Here is a 23,182-nt window from a genome sequence, read left to right as displayed (position 1 = left end):
TTAGCCACCATCCTCACCTCCGTTCACTGCCGAGTGGCGCATCCAAATCCCGTCTGCTTTCTCCACTACCCCTTCACCAAGCTCATACACTTTACTACCTCGTAAGAAGGTCGCCTTCACCCGACATCCGAACTCTTTCCCTACATAAGGGCTATGTTTATGGCGGTAAAGCAGATCACTCTCTTGAAGCGAATAACTTAGCTTCATATCCACTAGAGCTAGATCAGCGTCCGCACCTAAAGCGATTTCACCTTTGCGGGGATGCAGCCCAAAACGCTTAGCCGGCTCAAGGGACAGCATCCGCGACAACATAGGAAGCGGCACCTCTCTGCGTAGGTAGCCTTCATCCAGCATAAGCTCCAGCGAGCTTTGCGCGCCGGATATACCGCCCCACGCCTCGAAGAAATCCCCTTCCTTCATATGAGTTGGGCAAGGCGAATGATCCGAGGCGAGGATGTCTAGCCGTCCATCTACTAGCGCTGCCCACAGATGAGCTTGATCCTCCGATGTGCGCAGCGGAGGCGCACATTTGGCAACCGATCCTAGCCGCTCCAAATCGGCGCTAGTAAGCACTAAATAATGCGGACACGTTTCCACTGTGACGTCCAGCCCTTTGGCCTTCGCCTCCGTGATGGTCTGCACAGCTTCCGCGCTGCTGATATGCACGAAGTGCAGCTTGCAGCCCGTCTCCTCGGCGAAGAGCAGTGCGCGGTTCACCGCTTCCAGCTCCGCTGCAATTGGTCTCGTCGCGACGAAGTCCAGCGCCCCGAGTCTGCCTTCCGCAAGTGCCTGCGCAGCCAGCTTGGATACGATCTCCTCGCTCTCGGCATGAAGTGCGAGCACTAGTCCCAAACGGGCAATTTCTTTCATCCCTTCATAGAGGGTCAGGTCGTCCACCTCAGCGAAGATATCTTCCCCTTCTCCGCCAGGACAGGACATGAACGCCTTAAATCCAATAACACCAGCTTCAGCCAGCTCTTGTAGATTGCCCACATTGCCAGGAACAAGTCCACCCCAGAGGGCATAATCAACAACAGATTTACCTTCAGCTGCTGCAAGCTTCCGTTCAAGTGCACTTAGCCGAACAGTAGGAGGCACGCCATTCAGCGGCATGTCGATATAGGTCGTGCATCCGCCAGCCGCTAACGCTGATGATCCGGTAGCAAACCCTTCCCAGTGACCGAGTGCTGGTTCATTGAAATGAACATGCACATCAACCATCCCCGGCATAATGTGCAAATGCTCCGCATCATAGACAGGTGTATCCTCCGAGTATACGAGGTTTTCGCCTAGCGCAGCAATTTTGCCACCTTGAATACCGATGTCTAACTGGCATACTTCATCTCTCAGGACTACAGTACCCTTCCGAATTACGAGGTCAAATTGGTTAGTCATACGAATCCCTCCCTCGGAGTCTTTCATGCCGCAGCCATCCTGCCAGCGTTAACTTCCTCGATATGTGTTATAACCCCATGGCGCGATGAGAAGCGGCACATGATAATGAGCATCTTTGGCCGATATGCCAAACCGAACCGGTACTTGATCCAGGAATGCAGGCTCTGCAAGCTCAGTGCCAATTCCTCTGAAATAATCTCCTATATGAAAGACTAGCTCGTAAATTCCTGTTGTAAAATCATCCCCGCAAAGCATCGGCCCCTGAAGGCGGCCATCCGCATTCGTCACTTCCGAGTGAAGAATGTATGAGCGCCCGTCTTGAAGACGAAACAAATCAATCCGCACTCCACTAGCCGGTCGTCCACTGCTAATATCCAGTACGTGCGATGTTAAACCAGCGCTCATAGGCCCTCCAGATCACTCTTTGTCATGGAAAAACCTTGGAAACCATACGGCGGTCTAGGCTCTGTAAACACCTTACCCTCACCAACGGAAGCTTGCTCCAAAATCGTTTCCCACGTGCGATTGTTAGATTCAAAACGAATTTCTTTTAATTGAGGAAAACGAGTGAGCGAGCGCTGCCCGATTCGATAAATAAGATTTTGAATCGACGGTGAATGCTGCTCATGGAATACGGTATGCGCAATATCACGAATTTGCTCAGCAGCCACATAGCGTCCAAGGTCAGAGTCTAGTGCATCCGCCACTTCTTCATAACTCCAAGCCATATCTAAGAAAATAAATAAAGGACGGTCAAAAGATTCCGGAAGCGTCGTATACTCATCTCGAACGAAGCCCGCAAAGGAACTTCCTTTTACTTTAATCAGCTTCAAGTCGGCGATGCCGCCTGCATGTTCCACGACAGCAATCCCCTCATCCGTGCGCACGACTTCAACCAGCGCAGTCGGATGTTCATTTTGCGAATAACGATATACCAGATCACTACCGTCAAATCCTTTTGCACCAGGAACTGGCAGCACTTCAAAAGATACTTGATCAGCTGTCATTTTCACACCTGTCATCTGTGGGTACGTCTCTAGAAAGTGGCGGCCGGCGAACTCCAGAAACCCTTCGGCAGTAGCACCTTCATACTCTCCTGCTTTGCGCAGGATGAAATTTTTCATCGAGTCCGTGGCAACAACCACCCGGTTGTCCCCCTCCGTGAAAGAAGTGAAAAACTTCTCTCCGCTAACCGCCACCTTGATATTCATCCCAAACAGCACATTGTCACGTCCGGTAAAGCCCGATTCCGGTATTAACGTCAGATTCGTCAGAGGCTTCGCATATGAACGATACACCCATACATCACCTTTGCCATAATACATGATTCTCTCTGATCCGTTCGCTTGCTTCATCGCTTTCGCCTCCGCTTCATTGACTAACACAGCCTCTAGGCGAAACCGCCCGATTTTACAAACCTCCTGCAAAGCTTTCCCCAGCTCTTCTTCCTTATCTCGATGTATCCGAGTGCGAATTGCATCTCGAATCGTCTCTTTGGTCTGGCCTTTGACGGCCATTATAAAAGGAAACTGAAAGGTATCCGTATACTTCTTGTTGTAGGCTAGAAATTGTTCATATTCTTCAGCTGTTAATTGGTTCAAACCGGCCCCGGACTGCTCCTGCACAGAATGATCCGTCATCCGCACTCGCGTCCCTAAGTCTGGATGCGCTCTAAGCAGCGCAAGCTGCTCCACCCGACCAGCAAGCCAAACCTCACGTTCAAAAGCACTTATCAATTCCTTCTCCGTCGCAAAAGGCTGCGAGCTCCATGCCCGCTCTGCCACCCCAAGGTGAGTGCTCAAATAGAGGGCCGAACATATCGATGAAATCTTCCTGATTCAATTCATTCACTTTATGCAGTGTTAGCTTCACTACCCGTCACCTCTATTTCTATGAAAATCCAACCATTCTTTATCAAGATTTGTTTCATTGTAAATGCGCTGTGTATCATGGTCAATTTATATGAATGAAGTTTGTAAACTTTCATAACATCAGTAACTTTTTTTGTGAGCTTGCACCTTTTCGCATCATCATGCAAAAAAATACACCTCGGCTCTTTGGTTCATAGGACAGCTTGACGCTTCCATATGACCATTTTCAGCTAAGGTGTATGTTTGTTATCTTTGCTTGGCAATTATGACTGCATGGTTCCTTCTTTGCGGTACTGATTTGGCGCTATGCCTACTACTTTTTTAAAGGCTGTACTGAAATAATGTTGAGAGTCATAGCCCACTTTTTCAGAAATCTCAATAATCGTCATATCCGTTGTACTCAAGTAATGAATCGCGTGTTTAATACGTGTATGAGTAAGCATATTCACAAAAGGTATACCTAATTCTTGTTTAAATATTCTTCCCAAATAAACAGGGGATACCTTCATTTCATTGGCGATCATTTCCAACGTTATCTCAGGGTCGCTATATCTCTGTGCAATGAAATCCTTTGCCAGACGTACAAAAGGAGACAGATGGACTTCTTTATATAAGGAAGTTCTTGCTTGCTGATACACGTTAGAAACACCCGTTACGCCTTCAATGCCCGTCATGAATTGAGAAGCTATGGATATTTTCAAATAGGTTTGCACAGCTGCATCAATTTTCGCGATATGATCTGCTGGCATCGGTTCCCATACGAGTACAACCAGCATCCCCAAATGGTCTCGAAATTTGACCATCGTGTAGGGAGATAACAGCTCTTCAACGATATTTTCAATGGCAAACAAGTATAGTTGACGGTCTCTTTCCGATAAAAGTTCCTTACCTCTTGAATTCCCAGACCATTGAATAACGCCTAGCGTGCTCGGCGCTCGATCGGGCATTTTGAGAAACGCAAGCTGCTCTCTGATCTCAACCTCACTAAGTACCCCATCCATCCATTCCAAGCAGAATCGTTCTCTTAATAGCGAGAAGTTCCTTTCAATCTGTTTGGAAGCCATTTGCAAATGCTCTTCTTTCTCTAAGGAAGAAGCCATCAGCTTCGTTATTTTCGTTAAAACATCAGCAAGCTGCGCAGGATTTACCGGTTTGAGGATATAATCATCCACATTCAGGCGAATGGCTGCTTGTGCATAGGTAAACTCGTCATGTCCGGTTATGATGATAATCTTGCAATCCGGCAGCTCCTCACGAATATGCTTGATCAAGGACATACCGTTCATTATGGGCATATTGAGATCAACAAGCAGGATATGAACATTATGCTTACGTGCAAGCTCTAGGGCCTCTTCACCGTCTTCAGCCTCTGCCACAACCTCCAAGCCAAGCTGCTGCCAATTCAATGAACCTAGTATACCTTCACGAATGATCGATTCATCATCTGCAATCAATACTCTCCAGGGTGGACTTACGATCATACGGACACCTCTCTTTTTAACACAGGATGTGTAATCGTTACGGTTGTACCCTCTCCCCTTTTGCTTTCAATAGATACCCCATAAGCTTCTCCGAAGCTGATCACAATTCGTTCATGTACATTCGTTAATCCATACCCCTCACCAGATTGAGGATTTGTTACTATAAATGACGATTCCTGCAAGCTTACTGGCGGCGAATCCTGCTTATATTCACTTACAGCCGGATTCGATTTAGAAGCAGCTGCTTCCAAGGTTCGTCTTAAACGTTCCAGCTTTTCCTCGGACATTCCAGCTCCGTTATCGCTAATCGTGATGACCACCTTTTCATTCTCATTCCGAGCGTGTATGTCGATATTACCAGGTCCACGGCGCTCTTTAATCCCATGATAGATGGCATTCTCAACAATCGGTTGAAGAATCAACTTGAGCACATATAGCTGATGGAGCGAAGGGTCAATGACAATGGAATAATTCAATTTTTCCTTATACCTTGTTTTTTGAATGATGAGATAACTCTTCACGTGCTCGAATTCTTCCATAAGCGAAATGACTTCGTTTCCCTTGCTAAGTCCTATACGAAAAAGCCTTGAAAGCGAATCGACCACTTCCGTCACTTCATGCGCCCCGCTTTTACGAGCTAACCATAGAATTGTATCGAGTGTGTTGTATAAAAAATGCGGTTTAATTTGCGCTTGCAGACTTCGCAGTTCCGCTTCCCTCTTTTGCCGCTGCTCCTTTTCGACCAAACCGATCAGCTTCGTAATTTGCATCAGCATATTGTTAAAGCTTCGCCCCAGCATGCCGACTTCATCCGTTCTTGCATCCTTGAAGCGTATAGACAGATTACCATCCTCTGCTCTCCTCATGAATGACGTTAGCTGCCAAATAGGGAAAGAGATGGTATAAGATAAATAATAAGAAGCCGCAATACCGAGCAAGCATACAACGAAAACAAACATGATCAAATAAAGGCGGATTTCTCGGACCTCACGGACCGTCTCTTGCGTTGAAAATACACCCACCGTCGTCCAATTCGTAAAGGCCGATTTCCGATAAATGAACTGCATGTAGGTGCCATCAATTGTTTTAGAAAAAGTACCCGCGGGATTCTCGTCAATCCAACTTCGCTGAAACTTGCTCACAAGGGGATGCTCCGGTGTGTAGATACTTTCGCCTTTATCATCGATGACCATTAAGTAGCCCGATTTTCCCAAACTTACGTCCTGCACGGTTTCTGCGATGACTCTAAGCTTTAAATCAATTAAGATGACACCTTTAACCGCTTGGGTTTCGGGATCCAGAATCGCTCTGACCACAGAGACAATATCCTCATCCTTGTAGTCAACATGCGTGGTGACATTTCTTCCCGAGGGATGACCTACGATACTGAAGATCCCCTTTTGATCAACAGCTTCCTTATACCAACCTTCTTCGGTTAGGCTCCGAGTTGTTCGGGCATACATTTCGTTACTGATATAATCCCCTTTCGCATTTACCACCAAGATACCCGCCACTTCCGAGTAAAGGGTTGTAAATCCTTGAAGAAATATCCGCATATCGTAGGCTTCCGCTGCCTGGATGGTTGGCTCTCCGCTTAGAAACCGCCTCACTTGTGGGTTAAAGGAAGTGAAATAGGTAATATTCTGCAAATTCCCCGCGTACGCTTCAAGCGATTTATTCACATTTCCGATTAATTGAGACGTATGCTCATTAACCTGTTTTTCGATAATGCGATCGGTCGCTAGCGCAATCAGAATACCCAGACAAATCGCAGGCAAAATGCTAATTAGTAAGAAGTGCATGATTAACTTATAACGGATTGGCCAGTTATTCAGTGTAATCCATTTGAACATCTTCATGCGCTTCACCTCATCATTCGCCTCTACGCTGTCATTTGGCATAATAGATATCGACATTTTCTTTCGTCACGATTGTAATTCCTGTATCCACGTAAGTAGGAACAAGCGGCTCCTTGGCATTCTGCAGCGGTAAATGCGATTTCTGGGCTTCCTTTTGAAGATGGAGTAAATGCATAAGCGACCAATACCCCATATTCCAGGTACCTTGCGCAAGCGTTGCCGAAATCGTTTCGTTCTTCACCATATCGAGCGTCCCTTTATCGGTATCAAAACCAATAATTTTCACTTGAGAAAGCCGATTCAAGCTTTTCACTGCATTACCTACGCCCACACCGCCATTGGCCTCCGTAGCAAATATACCGTTCAAATCCGGATGATCCTTGAGAACTTTAACCGCAATCCGTTCGGATGCCAATTGATCCCCCTTACCATCTTCTATCGCTATAATTTGTAGATTTGGGTAGCTGCTTCGGATCGTATCCTGAAATCCGGCCATCCGATCCTGATGATTCAGTTGATTCGGCAGCGTAATAATCGCAAGCTTACCATTGGTCCCGGTCAACTCAGCCATTTTGTGAGCTGCGCTTACGCCAGCATTATAATTATTCGTTCCCAGAAAAGAGTAGGCTTTACTCTTAGGTGCGCCAGAATCGAATAATACGACAGGTATACCCGCTTCTACAGCTTTATTAATGGTCACAACGAGTGCGTTCGGATTGATCGCCGAGACCGCAATTCCTGCCGGCTTCTTGGCGATTACTTGTTCCAAAACCGTTATCTCTTCGTACACATCGTACTGTGTAGCACCACGGTACTCCACGGAAACATTCAATGTCTTCGCGGCATCCTCGAAGCCCTTTAGACAACTTTTCCAATAATCGATGCCGGACTGAAAGTTGACCATCACATACTTCTCTTCGATTTTACCTTGGAGACCGCGATTCATTTGCTTAAGCGATTGATCCGTAGGCTCGTTGTATTGATAAAAATAAAGGAAAAGCAAAAAAGTTGCGATCAGTATCGCATACACCATCAACAGCTTTTTCATACTTGTTCCTCCTATGACCCTTTGAACGCAGATGAGCTCTATATGTCATTCGATCTTAATTGAAATTTACCGATTAATTCATCTAGTTCTTCCGCCATCCCGCTTAAAACGTTGGCAGAAGACACGATTTCTTCCATGCTCGCGAATTGCTCTTCCATGTTTATGGACACATCTCTCGTTCCCGAAGCCGTATGCTTGGCCACTCCTTCTATTGAACGAAGAACTTCTAGAGCTGTTTGCGATTTCTTAGAAATGTCTGAGGATTGCAGGGATACCTGACTTATTTGCGCGCTAACCTCTTCGATTTCTATTTTTATTCGTTCAAACGCCACGTTCGCTTCATTTACAACTGAAATCCCTGTGCTCACTTCTTGTGAACCTGCCTCACAGGAATGTACGACTTCGCTCATTTCTTCTTGAATCGCACTCACCAATCTCGTCACTTCATCTGCAGCCTCTGTGGTTTGCTTAGATAAATGACGAACTTCTTGAGCAACAACCGCGAAGCCCTTGCCAGCTTCACCTGCTCTAGCTGCTTCAATCGAAGCGTTAAGCGCAAGCAAATTAGTTTGTCTGGAAATATTGGCAATTAGACCGTTTGCTGCTAGGACATGCGTGACGTGCGTTCCTAAGCGCTCGACGGACTCCGAAAGCACTTTCATTTTATAATAAATGGCGTTCATTTGGCTAATGGATAATTCGATAGAATCCGTCCCCCTACTAACAGCTGCCAATGCGTTAGACGACGTTTCATTCGTTAATTCCGTAATCCTGGCAATTTGCTGTACGGAATGATCCATTTGAGCAAGGAAAGTAACTCCCGTCATCATATGCTGTACCTGAGATTCGGAACCTGCGGAAATCTCTTGCACAACTGTCGTAATTTGCTCCGACGCTTGGCTCAAATGCTCGGTGTTGCCGCTGAGCTCTTCTGCCGCTGCAGATACATGCTTCGCATGATCGTCAACCTGGCTAATGATTTTAAACAAATTGCCCTTCATTTGATTGAAAGCCTCCGCCAAGTCATGAAGCTCATCGCGGCTGCGGACTCTAATATCTCGGCCCGTTAAATCACAAGAAGCTATATCTCTCGCCGCTTTAACAATCGTCCTGAGAGGGGCGATAATCATTCTGGATACCATCCATCCTATGGCTAACGCGATCACTAAAGCCGTGATGCTTACCCATATGAGCTTTTGAATGGTTTGATCCGTCATATTTCCATTTTCCACTTTCTTCAATTCCATGATGTTCTTTTGCTTTTTCTGAATCTTCTCAGCAAGCTTGGTTAAATTTTGAGTGAGGGGTACGGTCCTTTGAAAACTGGATTTCGTCTTCTCAAGATCATGTACCAATCCGGCAATCGTCTCGATAGACTCACCCATTACCTTATAGTAAGTTTGATCTTCCGCATTCTCGTCGATCCCCTTGATGTCTTGCACCAAAGCAGAAAGCTTCTGATTGCTTTCGAGAATAGCTTGAACTTTCTCCGGAGAAGGTTCAATGACATAGCTGGACATAAGGCTATACTGCAATTGTGTTTGGTATTGGATATCCGAAGCAAGCTGCAGAATCATGGCATTATGATTTAACAAATTCACATAGGATAAATTGATTTTTTTCAGAAAATAGTAGGATAATCCGCTCGTCACTACGACCAATAAAGCGATAACCACAAAGGCAATCATCAGTTTTGAACGCAAAGAAAGAGAGAGTACCTTGAAGGGATTACTTCTTAGCCATGTCATACGTTTACTCATCATTTATCCCCCACTCCGTAGGTTTAAGCCGCAAATAAGACCCTCCTCTTCAGGAAAAGTCTTATTTGATCCCCTATTGCCTAGATATCATCTGACTAAGCAGTTTTGGATTTGTTGTAAATATCAAAACCTACCGCAAATAACAGCACCAATCCCTTGATACCCTGCTGCCAGTCAATACCTAGACCAACTAAGGACATCCCATTGTTCATGACACCCATTACAAGTCCGCCGATGATTGCACCGATAACCGTACCAATTCCACCAGTCGCGGAAGCACCGCCAATGAAGCACGCAGCGATGGCATCCAGCTCAAAGTTTACACCTGCTTTAGGTGTAGCCGCATTTAATCTTGCCGCAAATACGAGACCGGATAGCGCTGCCATTACCCCCATATTTACGAACACCCAGAAGGTCACATGCTTCGTTTTGATTCCTGATAATTTAGCCGCTTTTTCACTTCCTCCAAGCGCATAAATATGGCGTCCCATGACCGTTTTATTCATAACGAAGGAGTAAATAACTACGAGCACAAACAAAAGAACCAGAATGTTGGGAATACCCTCATAGGTAGCCAGCACATACGTGAATACGTTAATGATCAGGACCATGACGGCAATTTTGGCAATCAACAATCCCATTGGCATCACATCGAATTTATACTTGACTTGATTCTTTCTTTTTCTAAGTTCACTCCACACCAAAATAAGGGATAACACAACTCCGATGATCAGTGTAGTGTTATGCATTGTGCTTCCATTTAATACATCAGGGATAAAGCCAGAGCTGATTTTCTGAAAAGTCTTCGGAAATGGCGCAATTGACATCCCGTTCAGAACGATCATCGTTAGCCCCCGGAAGAGGAGCATCCCCGCCAGCGTAACGATAAAAGATGGTATTCTCACATAAGCGACCCAAAAACCCTGCCACGCCCCTACCAATGCTCCAATGACCAAAGAAATGATAACGGCTAAAACAAAAGGAATTTTCATATCGACCATCAGAACGGCTGACACAGCCCCTACAAAAGCGGCAACAGATCCTACAGATAGATCGATATTTCCGGTGATAATGACCAATAACATACCTATAGCCAGCACCAAAATGTAACTATTTTGCAAAATCAAATTCGTTACATTCAGAGATTTTAACAGAACCCCATCCGTCATGATTTGAAAAAATACCGTAATTAAGACTAGTGCAATAATCATGCCGTATTGACGGATGTTGCTTTTAAACATTTTAGTCAGTGTTTCCATGCATGTGTCCCCCTGCTCTCGTAATGCACTTCATGATTTCTTCCTGTGAAGCTTCCTCTTTACTTAATTCACCAACCATTTTCCCCTCATTCATCACGTAAACACGGTCACACATACCCAGAATTTCGGGAAGCTCCGAGGAAATAAGCAAGATTCCTTTGCCCTCCATCGCTAATTGATTGATGATCGTATAAATCTCATATTTTGCCCCTACATCGATACCCCGTGTTGGCTCATCAAGAATGAGAATATCCGGCTCTGAAAAAATCCATTTGCTTAAAACGACCTTCTGTTGATTACCGCCGCTTAAATTCCCTGTTTTCTGTAAAATGCTCGGTGTTTTAATATTCATCTTTTGGCGAAAGCTCTCCGCATGGACAATTTCTTCATTCTCATTGACGACCTTATTTTTCGAAATCTTATCCAGTCTGGCCATCGTTATGTTTCTTTTAATATCGTCAATCAAGATTAATCCATAGTTCTTGCGATCTTCCGTCACATAAGCAACACCATGATGAATGGCCTTATCAATCGTTGGCAGGTGAATTTCCTTGCCATCTTTATATAAATGACCGCTGATTTTCTTCCCATAGGATTTGCCGAAAATACTCATCGCCAGTTCCGTTCTACCTGCTCCCATTAACCCGGCAATGCCGACAATTTCACCTTTACGAATGTTCAAATTAACTTGATCGATGACTTTACGATTGTCTTGCAGTGGGTGATAGACATTCCAGTCCTTTACTTCAAACAACGTCTCGCCGATTTGCGGCTCCCTGATTGGATACCGATGTGTTAAATCCCGGCCTACCATGCCTTTAATAATGCGGTCTTCGGTAATTTGGTCTTTTCTCATATCCAACGTTTCTATGGTTTGACCATCCCTAAGAATGGTAATGGAATCCGCCACCTTAGAAATTTCATTTAATTTGTGGGAAATCAGAATAGAAGAGATTCCTTGTTTCTTAAATTCCAGTAATAAATTCAGCAGATTATCGCTATCCTCTTCGTTCAGGGCAGCTGTAGGTTCATCCAAGATCAGCAGTTTCACCTTTTTAGATAGTGCTTTTGCGATTTCCACCAATTGCTGCTTGCCAACACCAATATTGATTGTCAGGGTCGTAGGCTGCTCACTTAATCCAACCTTTTGCAGTAGTTCCCTTGTCTTCACAATGGTATCGTTCCAATTGATAATCCCTCGTGAAGCTTGTTCATTTCCCAAAAAGATATTCTCTGCAATTGATAAATAGGGAATAAGCGCTAATTCTTGATGAATAATGACGATCCCCAGATTTTCACTTTGTTTGATATCCTTGAACTCACATACTTGACCCTTGAACAGAATGTCGCCATCATAGGATCCGTGTGGATATACGCCGCTTAAAACTTTCATAAGCGTGGACTTGCCTGCACCATTCTCACCAAGCAGGGCGTGAATCTCGCCTTCTTGAACACGTAAATTCACATTACTGAGCGCTTTCACACCCGGAAATGTTTTCGTAATATTTTTCATTTCCAATATGGCATCCGACATGCGATCACCAAGCCTTCCATGTAATAAATGATCTAGCGATAGTCATACTCGGCTATCACTAGATCATTTAGGTAGTTCCTAGGTTGAAAACTTATTTTTTACCTAATTTATCTTTTGTGTAATAACCGCTTGTTACCAAGATGGATTCATAGTTGGATGCATCTACGGATACAGGCTCAAGCAGGTAGGCAGGAACAACTTTAACACCATTGTTATACGTTTTCGTATCGTTCACTTCGGGTTTGGTTCCTTTTAGGACACTGTCTGCAATCGCAACCGCTTTTTTAGCTAACTCACGAGTATCCTTAAATACCGTTTGTGTTTGTTCCCCAGAAATGATCGATTTAACGGACGCCAGCTCTGCATCTTGCCCCGTAATAACCGGCAGCGCCTTGCTTGCTGTCCCATAGCCAACACCTTTTAAGGAAGATAGGATTCCGATACTGATGCCATCATAAGGAGACAACACAGCATCCACTTTCTCAGATGCATAGTTTTTGCTTAGCAGGTTATCCATTCTGGATTGGGCAACCGAGCCGTCCCATCTTAGTGTAGCCACTTGTTCAAACGCTGTTTGCTTGCTCTTCACCACTAATTTACCGGAATCCAGGTAAGGCTTCAGTACGGAAATGGCTCCATCAAAGAAGAAATGTGCATTGTTATCATCAGGTGATCCAGCGAAAAGCTCAACATTGAATGGACCTTTACCCTCTTTCAAGCCTAGCTTTTTCTCGATATAGGAGGCTTGCAGTACGCCTACCTTGAAATTATCGAAAGTAGCGTAGTAGCTGACAAACTCACTCTTTTTGATTAAACGATCGTATGCGATAACCTCAACTTTGGCATCATGCGCTTTCTTCAGAACGTCTGTCAAAGATTCTCCGTCAATCGGTGCGATAACGAGGATATTAACGCCTTTGGTAATCATATTTTCAATTTGAGCTACTTGGTTCTCAATAACGTCTTCCGCATATTGCAGGTCAGTTTTATAACCAAGCTTTTCGAATTCCTTCACCATGTTAGCTCCGTCGCTCACCCATCTTTCAGATGATTTCGTCGGCATCGAGATACCTACTTTACCTCCGGCTTTCGCATCCGTTTTGGCTGCTGCTGTTGGCGCCGCTGTGCTTGCCGCATCTTTCTGTTCTGTCGTTGCGGTTTTAGCCCCGCAAGCTGAAATCACTAAAATCAAAGATAATAAAGCAAATACGGAAAACATTTTTTTCATCTGAACTACCCCTCTCGTTTATCTCAGGTTCTTGTTTCATAACCTAAGTATAGGGCTGAAGGCATTCAGCGTCTTTTCAAAAAAACAACTCGTTTTTATAAATATTAAACTTATTAAAACGCTTTCATGTGTGCACATGGTGCCCCAAACCAGATGTGGGGTTAAAGTACCTTCTTGGCTAGAAGGTCTACACATTGAATTTTCCCACTTCGAATTAGCCATCCTTGCCCCTCACAGCGCATTACGAAATAATGAAATTCGTATAGTGTTTGGCTACTTTCAGGGTGTACTTACGCAGCAAGCTGCGCGGGGAATTGGCCTCAATGTAATTAAAGTGAAAATATCCTGCTAATTGCTCCGCTTGTCCCTTTACAACAAAAATAACTGGATAACCTCCCGTTAATTCAATCAGATTCGGTCAATTTTTCAACCAATCGCCGATTTAGATGGAGGTTTTCCAGTTAGTTGCATTTCTCAGGATGCCGGAGTCTAATTAGCTGGAGGATTCACCTCTAATTGTGGCTCAACGGCGGGAGGTGGAGTGCGGGACAGCGCGCGAGGTGGCGGTCCGTGGGAATGGAGTGGTGCAGTGACAGGTGGGGGAAGCAGGGTCTCGTTGAAGCTGGAACAATCCTTCCCCATATGACTCAGGTGTCGCAGAGATGATCTATCCTGATTGAATGCGATAAAAAGAAGAGGCTATCCCTAAATCTGTTAAGATTTTTGGGACAGCCCTTTCTACTACACGTTTAAGACCAATATCCAGCATGCGCTGCTACAGCTTCCTCTTCTACCTCAGGGAAAGGACCGAGCACTTGAATAGCCTTATTCCCCCTGGCAAATACCTCACGACACGGTAAATCGAGCGTAGGATTCTGCTCATCATCACCCGTCAATGAAGCTAGCCTTTTTTCCGATATTCCGAAGACTACACGCCCAACGTTCCCCCAATAAATCGATCCAGCACACATCGCGCATGGTTCTGCAGACGTATATAAGGTGCACTCCCACAATTCTTTCTTGCTATACCGATTAGAGGCCGCCTCCATCAAGGTTGTCTCCGCATGTCCGGTGCAGTTCAACTCCGTGATCTCGATATTCCCCTGCTCCAGCAATATTTCTCCATTCGGTCCAACCAATAGCGCACCAAACGGGGTATTCCCCGATTCTCTGGCTAGAACAGACAGCTCTACACATCTTTTCAAAAATAGAATATGCCTATCATGGTCCATTACCATGTACCCCCACCCCTTCCGCTCAACATTAAAATCTTTGCTCCCGAATAAAGGGAACACCTAGTGCTTCCGGTGCACCTGAAGGCTTATTGCGATTACGCCAACCGAGGAACATCAGAACCAGAATGGTCACGATGTACGGAATCATTTTCAAAAAATAAGAAGGGATATGACTGCCAATAAGCTGTACACGGAACCCCAGCGTATCCAACACACCGAAGAAATAAGCGCATACCAAAGCACGAACCGGATTCCATCTCGCGAAAATAATGAGTGCCACCGCAATCCAACCGCGTCCTGAGGTCATTCCTTCATTCCATGTCGGCGTGTATACGAGCAGCAAATCAGCACCCCCAATACCGATCAACATGGAACCAATAATGATACAGCCGTAGCGAATGGCAATCACAGGAATACCCATAACGTCAGCTGTTGCCGGATTATCCCCCACCGCTCTAAGATGCAGCCCCCATGATGTACGATGGATGAAAAGATGCATGACAATAACCAGCACAAAGCTAAACCAGGTAAAAAGATCCAAGTGCGCAAAAATCTTCCCCATAAACGGGACATTCTCCAGCCATGGCAAATCTAGCCTTGGTACCGCTCCGGGTAATGGAATGCCGCTAACACGCTTTCCAAGATAAGCGCTAAGACCTGCGCCGAATATCGTCATGGCCAGACCACTAACGACCTGATTAGCGTGCAGGGTTACACAAAGAAATCCATGAAGTATACCCAGAACACCGCCCACTGCAAGTACACAGAGAAGAGTCAGCGCTAAGCTCCCAGTTTGAATGAAGACAAGACAAGAAGTTACTGCCCCCATCAACATAAGTCCTTCCGCACCCAATTGTGTAATGCCTGATCTTTCGATAAGAATTCCACCCAATACAGCTAACAGCAGCGGCGTACCGGAAGAGATCGCGGAAACAATTAATTGTGTGACGATATCCATGACATTTCCTCCCCTTTCAGCATGATTTCAATCCAAGCTCACCCATCAGCTCACCTATCACAGATTGCGGCGAATGCGGATTTTCCCAGACATACCGCCCGCAATGAGGAAAAATAGGATAGCCCCTTGAATCATAGAAGAAGTCGATGAAGGAAGACCGATCGTCTGCACACTGTATCCTCCTACAATGAGCCCTCCGAACAGCACCGATGATATCACCAGCCCTACCGGATTCAGTTTCGCAAGCCAAGCCACAATAATGGCTGTGTACCCATATCCCGGCGAAATACCATACATGAGTCGGTGCGCCACACCGGAAACTTCGCTCATTCCCGCTAACCCAGCCACCCCGCCGCTAATGATCATAACTACAAGAACATGTCTGGAAATTCGAATTCCTGCGTTCCGCGCAGCTTCCGCATTCGCACCAATGAGACGCAGCTCATAACCCCAACGCGTATATCGGATCATAAACGCATAGAGCAGCACGGCAACAATAGCAAAAACGATCCCGAAATGGAGTCGGGTAGCTCCAAAAGTAGGTAATGACTGCGCCGCGGTGAACATCGGGGATCCTGGGAAGTTAAAGCCTTTCGGATCTTTCCATGGACCGAATACCGCATAATTTAAGGCAAGAAGAGCTACATAATTCAACATTAAAGATGTAATTAGTTCGTTAACTTGAAAATATGTCCTTGGAATTGCCGTCAGCAATCCCCAGACCCCACCGGCTACTATGCTCGCCACCACCATAGCTGGAATCGAAATGTATATTGGCAGCTGTGGAAAATAAACCGTGACCGCGGTAGCCGCCATCGCCCCAGCCAAAAACTGCCCCTCGGCACCAATATTCCATACCGAAATCCGGTACGCGATCGAGACACCAAGACCGCAAAGCAGCAGCGGAATTGCCTTCACAAGGGTTTCTGTAATGCCAAAGGAAGAACCAAAGGCGCCTTTCAGCATTTTGGCATAGACCATAATCGGATTCATGCCATTCAAGGCTATAAAAATACCACAGGCCACAAGCGCCAAGACGATAGATATAATCGTCACCCACCACGGACTGGCTGGACCTGCAGGATCCATCTCAAAACGGTAAGGCATACGAAAACTAGCTTCTCGCTTAGGCACCTTTTTTTCTAATGGAATGGTTCCCGCCGTTTGTTGTTCGCTCACCCTGCATCCTCCTCAGACCCCGCCATCAACATACCGATATATTCACGGCTCGCTTCCTCTCGCGGAATATTGCCCACGATGCGTCCATCGTACATGACAAGTATTCGGTCAGCTAGCTGCAGCACCTCATCCAAATCCTCTGATATTAGGAGAACAGAACTCCCCTTGCTGCGCAATTCCTCTAGTAATTGGTGCACACCCCCAGTGGCACCTACATCAAGCCCCTGCGTTGGATGCACGGCTACCATCAGCTTCGGACCTTGATCAATTTCCCGGGCAAAAAGCAGCTTCTGCTGATTACCCCCCGACATATACTGAACAGGTGCATCAATCCCCGATGTCCTCACATCGAATAGCTCAACAAGCTTCTGCGACCAACTTCGATTGCTCCCAGTACGAAGTAGACCGAATCGAGATCGTTCCGGAGAACGATACGTCTTGAAGAGCAGGTTATCTACGGAGCCCAAGCTGCCCGCTAGACCGCTCTTCATGCGGTTTTCCGGCACATGGGCAATGCCTAACTCAATGGCTGCGCGCACCGAACCGTTACGCAATGCCTTTCCGTCAAATTGGACATCACCTTGTTTCCATACGCGAAGTCCCGTTAACACCTCCGCAAGCTCCTTCTGCCCGTTTCCAGACACCCCGGCAACACCAACAATCTCGCCTTTACTCACTTGAAAATGAAGTCCATCCAGCACCTTACGTCCATGATCCGCATACACATTCAAACCATCGACCACAAGCATCGGCTCTCCTTGCGGTTTCTCTCTAACAATCGTGCGGCTTTCTAGGCTCTCCTTGCCGACCATCAGCTGCGCCAGATCCCTCTCGTTCGTTTCTGACTTCGCCATCGTTGCGATCATCTCGCCTTTACGCATAACCGATATGCGATCCGAAGCAAACATGACCTCCTTGAGTTTATGTGTCGTCATAATGACCGTCTTGCCTTCTTTTTTCATACGATTCAGTGTCTCAAACAACTGATCTACCTCACCTGGCGTCAACACCGAGGTAGGTTCATCCAAAATAATTAAATCCGCTCCCCGATAGAGCGTCTTCACAATTTCAACACGCTGCTGTTCCCCGACCGACAGCTGCCAAATGGGCCGGTCTACCGGAAACGGTAGACCAAAGTGCTTGGATATCGCCTCGATCTCCTCGGACTTTCTAGCGAGCCATCGTGGACCGCGCCAGAACGAAGATGACTCCCCAAGAACAATATTCTCCGCCGCAGTTAACGTTTGAACAAGTCGAAAATTCTGAAAGACCATGCCAACCCCTAGATTCATCGCATCCTTCGGCGATCGAATTCGCACCTTCTCACCGTGGATGAGAATCTCTCCGCTTGTTGGGCGATATACACCTGAGAGCATGCACATCACTGTGCTTTTACCGGCACCGTTCTCGCCTAACAACGCATGAATCTCTCCAGCTTTTGCCCGGAAATCAACATGATCATTAGCTACAACAGAACCAAACTGCTTGACGATCTGGTTCATCTCAACTGAATAACCCTCCGTTTTCATCAAGGGAGCCCCCTCCTTCTATATCCTTATTACTACATCCCTATATACTCAAAACAGCATCTCCCTATCCAGGATCTGCTGTTTCTGAAACAAGACTATTCGAATAAGAACACAGAATTATATCTATTTTCCTCACTATACTGTTCAGGTGAATTACACGTCAATTAACATCACATCATATTAGGGGATCTAACGAAAAATGACAAAACTTTTGTGCCTCACGCCAAAATTGATGTTAAATTAAGTCACGCATTAAATAAAAAGAGCACTCTTATTATAAAGAGCGCTCTAAAAGCTATTCTATGCCAATAAATTACGAAAGAAATATACCACCATAAACGAAACCAGCCACAATCACAAACGCAGGGTGAATCTTCCTCTTTTGAATGAGATAGAAAGCAACTGCGGCAATGCCAATAAACTGCAAGTATCCTATCGTTTTCGTAGATTCCACCATACTGCTCCACGTGACCAACACCATCATGATCGCAATAACAGGCTGAACAAGCAGCGTCATTCCTTTGATTACCAGAGATTGCTTATATTTCTGCAGGATATTCAGCAAAATGATGAGTGCAATAATGGAAGGAACAACCGTTGCAGCCACGGCAATTAGAACACCGACCCAACCACCGATTTGAAAGCCAACATAGGCGGCAATTTTCGTAGCAATCGGTCCAGGCAGCGCATTCCCAAGCGCTAACATGTTCGAGAATCCACTGCTGGTCATCCAAGCATGATTCGGAACAATCTCTTGATACATGAGCGGGATCGACGAGGGCCCGCCTCCGTATCCGAACACATTGGCTAAAAAGAAACTAACAAGTAAATGCCACCACTCACTCATACGCCCTCACCTTTGCCAAGCTGCTTCTTGTTCTTGTTCCACTTGTCCTTTAGCTTATGATGGAAAGCCCCATATAGTAAAAACATAAAAATAACGATAGCCGGGTGCACAGAGAAAATCTGCAGCAACAAGAATGAAATAACAAAAAATGTGAGACCTGCCGCCCAACCCAAGCCTTTAACCGCCTTCTCCCCGAACTCATACGCCATCACGCCTAACATCACCGCGACAATAGGCACTACCGCCGCTATCATTCCTTTAATCACTTGTGAAGTACTAAAGAAATTAATGAACGAATACAACCCCACCATTGCTGCACAGGTAGGAACAATGTGAGCTAAAACACCAATCGCTGCTCCCCATCCCCCTTTGAGCCGATATCCAAGATACCCTGCTAGTTTCGTTGCTATCGGTCCGGGAAGTGTATTAGCTATCGCCAGCACTTCCATGAATTCCTCATCCTTCATCCATTGAAATCGCGTAACCGCCTCGTACCGTATCAACGGCACAATCGACGGCCCGCCGCCATATCCCAATATCCCCGTCCGGAACATTGCCATACCTATCTGAACATAGGCATTCCCCACTATGTATCACTCCTGTCTCTGTAACACCATTAAGCTTTATTGTAATATAAGTTAAAAGGATTCACTCGATTCTTTTCTTATCTTTGTAAAAATGACAAAGATTCTTCAGATTCTTGGGACTTGGCTTGAAATTGAATAAAAGCCGCTCGGATAAATAAAAAAAACCTTACGAGGATTTCTCCTTGTAAGGTTTTTTCGTGTGCTTGGCAACGTTCTACTCTCCCAGAACCCTGCGGTTCAAGTACCATCGACGCTGGAGGGCTTAACGGTCGTGTTCGAGATGGGAACGCGTGGGTCCCCTCCGCCATCATCACCAAACAGTCAAAGCGTGGTTTGCGCCTTGAAAACTAGATACGAAACTTACGTAAAGTGAACATTTCAGGGTTTTGGTTAAGCCCTCGACCGATTAGTATTCGTCAGCTGCATGCATTACTGCACTTCCACCTCGAACCTATCAACCTCGTCGTCTACAAGGGGTCTTACATACTGGGAAATCTCATCTTGAGGGGGGCTTCGCGCTTAGATGCTTTCAGCGCTTATCCCCTCCGTACATAGCTACCCAGCGATGCCTCTGGCGAGACAACTGGTACACCAGCGGTACGTCCATCCCGGTCCTCTCGTACTAAGGACAGCTCCTCTCAAATTTCCTACGCCCGCGACAGATAGGGACCGAACTGTCTCACGACGTTCTGAACCCAGCTCGCGTACCGCTTTAATGGGCGAACAGCCCAACCCTTGGGACCTACTTCAGCCCCAGGATGCGATGAGCCGACATCGAGGTGCCAAACCTCCCCGTCGATGTGGACTCTTGGGGGAGATAAGCCTGTTATCCCCAGGGTAGCTTTTATCCGTTGAGCGATGGCCCTTCCATTCGGTACCACCGGATCACTAAGTCCGACTTTCGTCCCTGCTCGACTTGTAGGTCTCGCAGTCAAGCTCCCTTATGCCTTTGCACTCTGCGAATGATTTCCAACCATTCTGAGGGAACCTTTAAACGCCTCCGTTACATTTTAGGAGGCGACCGCCCCAGTCAAACTGCCCACCTGACACTGTCCCCATACCGGATCACGGTACTAGGTTAGAACTCCGATACGATCAGGGTGGTATCCCAACGATGCCTCCACCCAAGCTGGCGCTCAGGCTTCAAAGGCTCCCACCTATCCTGTACAGATCGTACCAAAGTCCAATATCAAGCTGCAGTAAAGCTCCATGGGGTCTTTCCGTCTTGTCGCGGGTAACCTGCATCTTCACAGGTATTAAAATTTCACCGGATCTCTCGTTGAGACAGCGCCCAAGTCGTTACGCCATTCGTGCGGGTCAGAATTTACCTGACAAGGAATTTCGCTACCTTAGGACCGTTATAGTTACGGCCGCCGTTTACTGGGGCTTCAATTCATAGCTTCGGAACCGAGGTCCCTAACCACTCCTCTTAACCTTCCAGCACCGGGCAGGCGTCAGCCCGTATACTTCGCCTTGCGGCTTCGCACAGACCTGTGTTTTTGCTAAACAGTCGCTTGGGCCTTTTCACTGCGGCCCCCTCGGGCTATTCACCCTACCGAGGCACCCCTTCTCCCGAAGTTACGGGGTCATTTTGCCGAGTTCCTTAACGAGAGTTCTTCCGCGCGCCTTAGAATTCTCTTCTCACCCACCTGTGTCGGTTTGCGGTACGGGCACCTTCGCCTGGCTAGAAGCTTTTCTTGGCAGTGTGAACTCATGACCTTCGGTACTTAAATTTCCCTCCCCATCACAGCCCAGCCTTACGATGTGCGGATTTGCCTACACATCAGCCTCACTGCTTGGACGAGCATCCATCAGCTCGCGTCACTATCCTTCTGCGTCACTCCATTGCTCATAACGGCTACGGTGGTACAGGAATTTCCACCTGTTGTCCATCGACTACGCCTTTCGGCCTCGCCTTAGGTCCCGACTTACCCTGAGCGGACGAGCCTTCCTCAGGAACCCTTAGGTTTTCGGCGGATCAGATTCTCACTGATCTTTTCGTTACTTATACCGGCATTCTCACTTGTATGCGCTCCACCTGTCCTTACGGTCAGAATTCTACGTACATACAACGCTCCCCTACCCATGCACAAATTCATGTGCAAGCCATAGCTTCGGTGGCGTGTTTAGCCCCGTTACATTTTCGGCGCAGAGTCACTCGACCAGTGAGCTATTACGCACTCTTTCAATGGTGGCTGCTTCTAAGCCAACATCCTGGTTGTCTGTGCAACTCCACATCCTTTCCCACTTAACACACACTTGGGGACCTTAGCTGATGGTCTGGGCTGTTTCCCTTTTGACAATGGATCTTAGCACTCACTGTCTGACTCCCGGATTTAAGTTTGTGGCATTCAGAGTTTGACTGGACTTGGTAACCCTTGGCGGGCCCCGCACCCAATCAGTGCTTTACCTCCACAACTCAACATCCGAGGCTAGCCCTAAAGCTATTTCGGGGAGAACCAGCTATCTCCGAGTTCGATTGGAATTTCTCCGCTACCCCCACCTCATCCCCGCATTTTTCAACATGCGTGGGTTCGGGCCTCCAGTGAGTGTTACCTCACCTTCACCCTGGACAGGGGTAGATCACACGGTTTCGGGTCTACGTCCACGTACTAAAGCGCCCTATTCAGACTCGCTTTCGCTGCGGCTCCGCCTTTTCAGCTTAACCTCGCACGGGAACGTAACTCGCCGGTTCATTCTACAAAAGGCACGCCATCACCCATATAGAGGGCTCTGACTTTTTGTAAGCACACGGTTTCAGGTTCTTTTTCACTCCGCTTCCGCGGTGCTTTTCACCTTTCCCTCACGGTACTGCTTCACTATCGGTCACTAGGGAGTATTTAGCCTTGGCAGATGGTCCTGCCGGATTCCGACGGGGTTTCACGTGACCCGCCGTACTCAGGATACCTCTAGGGGTTTCGTTCGATTTTGGCTACGGGGCTTTTACCCTCTATGCCGGACCTTTCCAGATCTCTTCGCCTACCGAACTAACCCCACAACGAGGTCCTACAACCCCAAGGAGCAAGCTCCTTGGTTTGGGCTATTCCGCTTTCGCTCGCCGCTACTGACGGAATCACTTTTGTTTTCTTTTCCTCCAGGTACTTAGATGTTTCAGTTCCCTGGGTATGCCTCTACTATTGCTATGTATTCACAATAGAGTAACTGCGCATTACCACAGCTGGGTTCCCCCATTCGGACATCCCCGGATCAAAGCCTGCTTACGGCTCCCCGAGGCATTTCGTCGTTCGCCACGTCCTTCTTCGGCTCCTAGTGCCTAGGCATCCTCCGTGTGCTCTTTCTAGCTTAACCTAGAAAAAACTTTAAAGATTTTTGCATGATCCAAAAGAATCACACAACCTAAGTTCTTACTTTACGTTTTGTTTCGTTATCTAGTTTTCAAGGAACAATGTTG

17 protein-coding genes and 2 rRNA genes are annotated in these 23,182 nt (G+C 46.6%); all 19 read right to left on the bottom strand.

The genetic code is table 11. The features are described from left to right. On the bottom strand, positions 1-1,395 hold the full coding sequence (locus tag QFZ81_RS00095; RefSeq protein ID WP_307600824.1) for an allantoinase: 1,395 nt from the start codon (positions 1,393-1,395) through the stop codon (positions 1-3). A gap of 48 nt (positions 1,396-1,443) precedes the next feature. Then, positions 1,444-1,800 carry a hydroxyisourate hydrolase gene (uraH, locus tag QFZ81_RS00090; protein ID WP_307600821.1) on the bottom strand — a complete coding sequence of 119 codons (357 nt, stop codon included), beginning with the start codon at positions 1,798-1,800 and terminating at the stop codon, positions 1,444-1,446. Further along, positions 1,797-3,131 carry a factor-independent urate hydroxylase gene (gene pucL, locus QFZ81_RS00085; RefSeq protein WP_307600819.1) on the bottom strand — a complete coding sequence of 445 codons (1,335 nt, stop codon included), beginning with the start codon at positions 3,129-3,131 and terminating at the stop codon, positions 1,797-1,799. The genes uraH and pucL overlap by 4 nt, the downstream gene beginning before the upstream one ends. After that, positions 3,115-3,267 carry a hypothetical protein gene (locus tag QFZ81_RS00080; RefSeq protein ID WP_307600817.1) on the bottom strand — a complete coding sequence of 51 codons (153 nt, stop codon included), beginning with the start codon at positions 3,265-3,267 and terminating at the stop codon, positions 3,115-3,117. Before QFZ81_RS00080 ends, pucL begins: the two co-directional genes overlap by 17 nt. Positions 3,268-3,529: 262 nt before the next feature. Then, entirely contained in the window at positions 3,530-4,747 is a 1,218-nt protein-coding gene (locus tag QFZ81_RS00075) for a response regulator transcription factor (protein ID WP_307600815.1), read from the bottom strand. Beyond that, a complete protein-coding gene (locus QFZ81_RS00070) occupies positions 4,744-6,606 on the bottom strand; it encodes a cache domain-containing sensor histidine kinase (RefSeq protein WP_307600813.1) in 1,863 nt (620 codons plus the stop codon). The genes QFZ81_RS00075 and QFZ81_RS00070 overlap by 4 nt, the downstream gene beginning before the upstream one ends. A 31-nt stretch (positions 6,607-6,637) precedes the next feature. Next, on the bottom strand, positions 6,638-7,654 hold the full coding sequence (locus QFZ81_RS00065) for a substrate-binding domain-containing protein (RefSeq protein ID WP_307435291.1): 1,017 nt from the start codon (positions 7,652-7,654) through the stop codon (positions 6,638-6,640). Positions 7,655-7,692: 38 nt separating this feature from the next. Continuing rightward, complete coding sequence (locus QFZ81_RS00060; protein ID WP_307435296.1) at positions 7,693-9,417, bottom strand: methyl-accepting chemotaxis protein; 1,725 nt, start codon at positions 9,415-9,417, stop codon at positions 7,693-7,695. A 92-nt stretch (positions 9,418-9,509) separates the two neighbouring features. Continuing rightward, positions 9,510-10,673 (bottom strand): multiple monosaccharide ABC transporter permease, encoded by a 1,164-nt coding sequence (gene mmsB / locus QFZ81_RS00055; protein WP_307435299.1) that lies wholly within the window; start codon positions 10,671-10,673, stop codon positions 9,510-9,512. After that, positions 10,657-12,207, bottom strand: coding sequence for a multiple monosaccharide ABC transporter ATP-binding protein (mmsA, locus tag QFZ81_RS00050; RefSeq protein WP_307600811.1), 1,551 nt, complete (start codon positions 12,205-12,207; stop codon positions 10,657-10,659). Before mmsA ends, mmsB begins: the two co-directional genes overlap by 17 nt. Before the next feature lie 91 nt (positions 12,208-12,298). After that, positions 12,299-13,435 (bottom strand): multiple monosaccharide ABC transporter substrate-binding protein, encoded by a 1,137-nt coding sequence (gene chvE, locus QFZ81_RS00045; RefSeq protein WP_307600809.1) that lies wholly within the window; start codon positions 13,433-13,435, stop codon positions 12,299-12,301. Positions 13,436-14,184: 749 nt separating this feature from the next. After that, on the bottom strand, positions 14,185-14,667 hold the full coding sequence (locus QFZ81_RS00040; RefSeq protein ID WP_307600807.1) for a nucleoside deaminase: 483 nt from the start codon (positions 14,665-14,667) through the stop codon (positions 14,185-14,187). 31 nt (positions 14,668-14,698) lie between these two features. Beyond that, positions 14,699-15,628, bottom strand: a complete 930-nt coding sequence (locus QFZ81_RS00035; protein WP_307600805.1) for an ABC transporter permease — start codon at positions 15,626-15,628, stop codon at positions 14,699-14,701. 57 nt (positions 15,629-15,685) lie between these two features. Then, positions 15,686-16,735: an ABC transporter permease gene (locus QFZ81_RS00030; protein ID WP_373463760.1), complete on the bottom strand. Its 1,050-nt coding sequence runs from the start codon at positions 16,733-16,735 to the stop codon at positions 15,686-15,688. Positions 16,736-16,803: 68 nt separating this feature from the next. Further along, positions 16,804-18,336, bottom strand: a complete 1,533-nt coding sequence (locus QFZ81_RS00025; protein WP_307606787.1) for an ABC transporter ATP-binding protein — start codon at positions 18,334-18,336, stop codon at positions 16,804-16,806. Positions 18,337-18,649: 313 nt separating this feature from the next. Next, on the bottom strand, positions 18,650-19,183 hold the full coding sequence (gene chrA / locus QFZ81_RS00020) for a chromate efflux transporter ChrA (RefSeq protein WP_307435314.1): 534 nt from the start codon (positions 19,181-19,183) through the stop codon (positions 18,650-18,652). Next, entirely contained in the window at positions 19,180-19,773 is a 594-nt protein-coding gene (chrB, locus tag QFZ81_RS00015; protein ID WP_483874674.1) for a chromate efflux transporter ChrB, read from the bottom strand. Before chrB ends, chrA begins: the two co-directional genes overlap by 4 nt. A 198-nt stretch (positions 19,774-19,971) precedes the next feature. Further along, positions 19,972-20,088, bottom strand: a 5S ribosomal RNA gene (gene rrf, locus QFZ81_RS00010). Between the two features lie 68 nt (positions 20,089-20,156). Then, positions 20,157-23,079, bottom strand: a 23S ribosomal RNA gene (locus QFZ81_RS00005). Positions 23,080-23,182: the final 103 nt, after the last annotated feature.

The sequence above is a fragment of the Paenibacillus sp. V4I9 genome, assembly GCF_030817295.1.
GTDB lineage: Bacteria > Bacillota > Bacilli > Paenibacillales > NBRC-103111 > Paenibacillus_E.
This window is presented reverse-complemented; position numbering and strand designations above follow the sequence as displayed.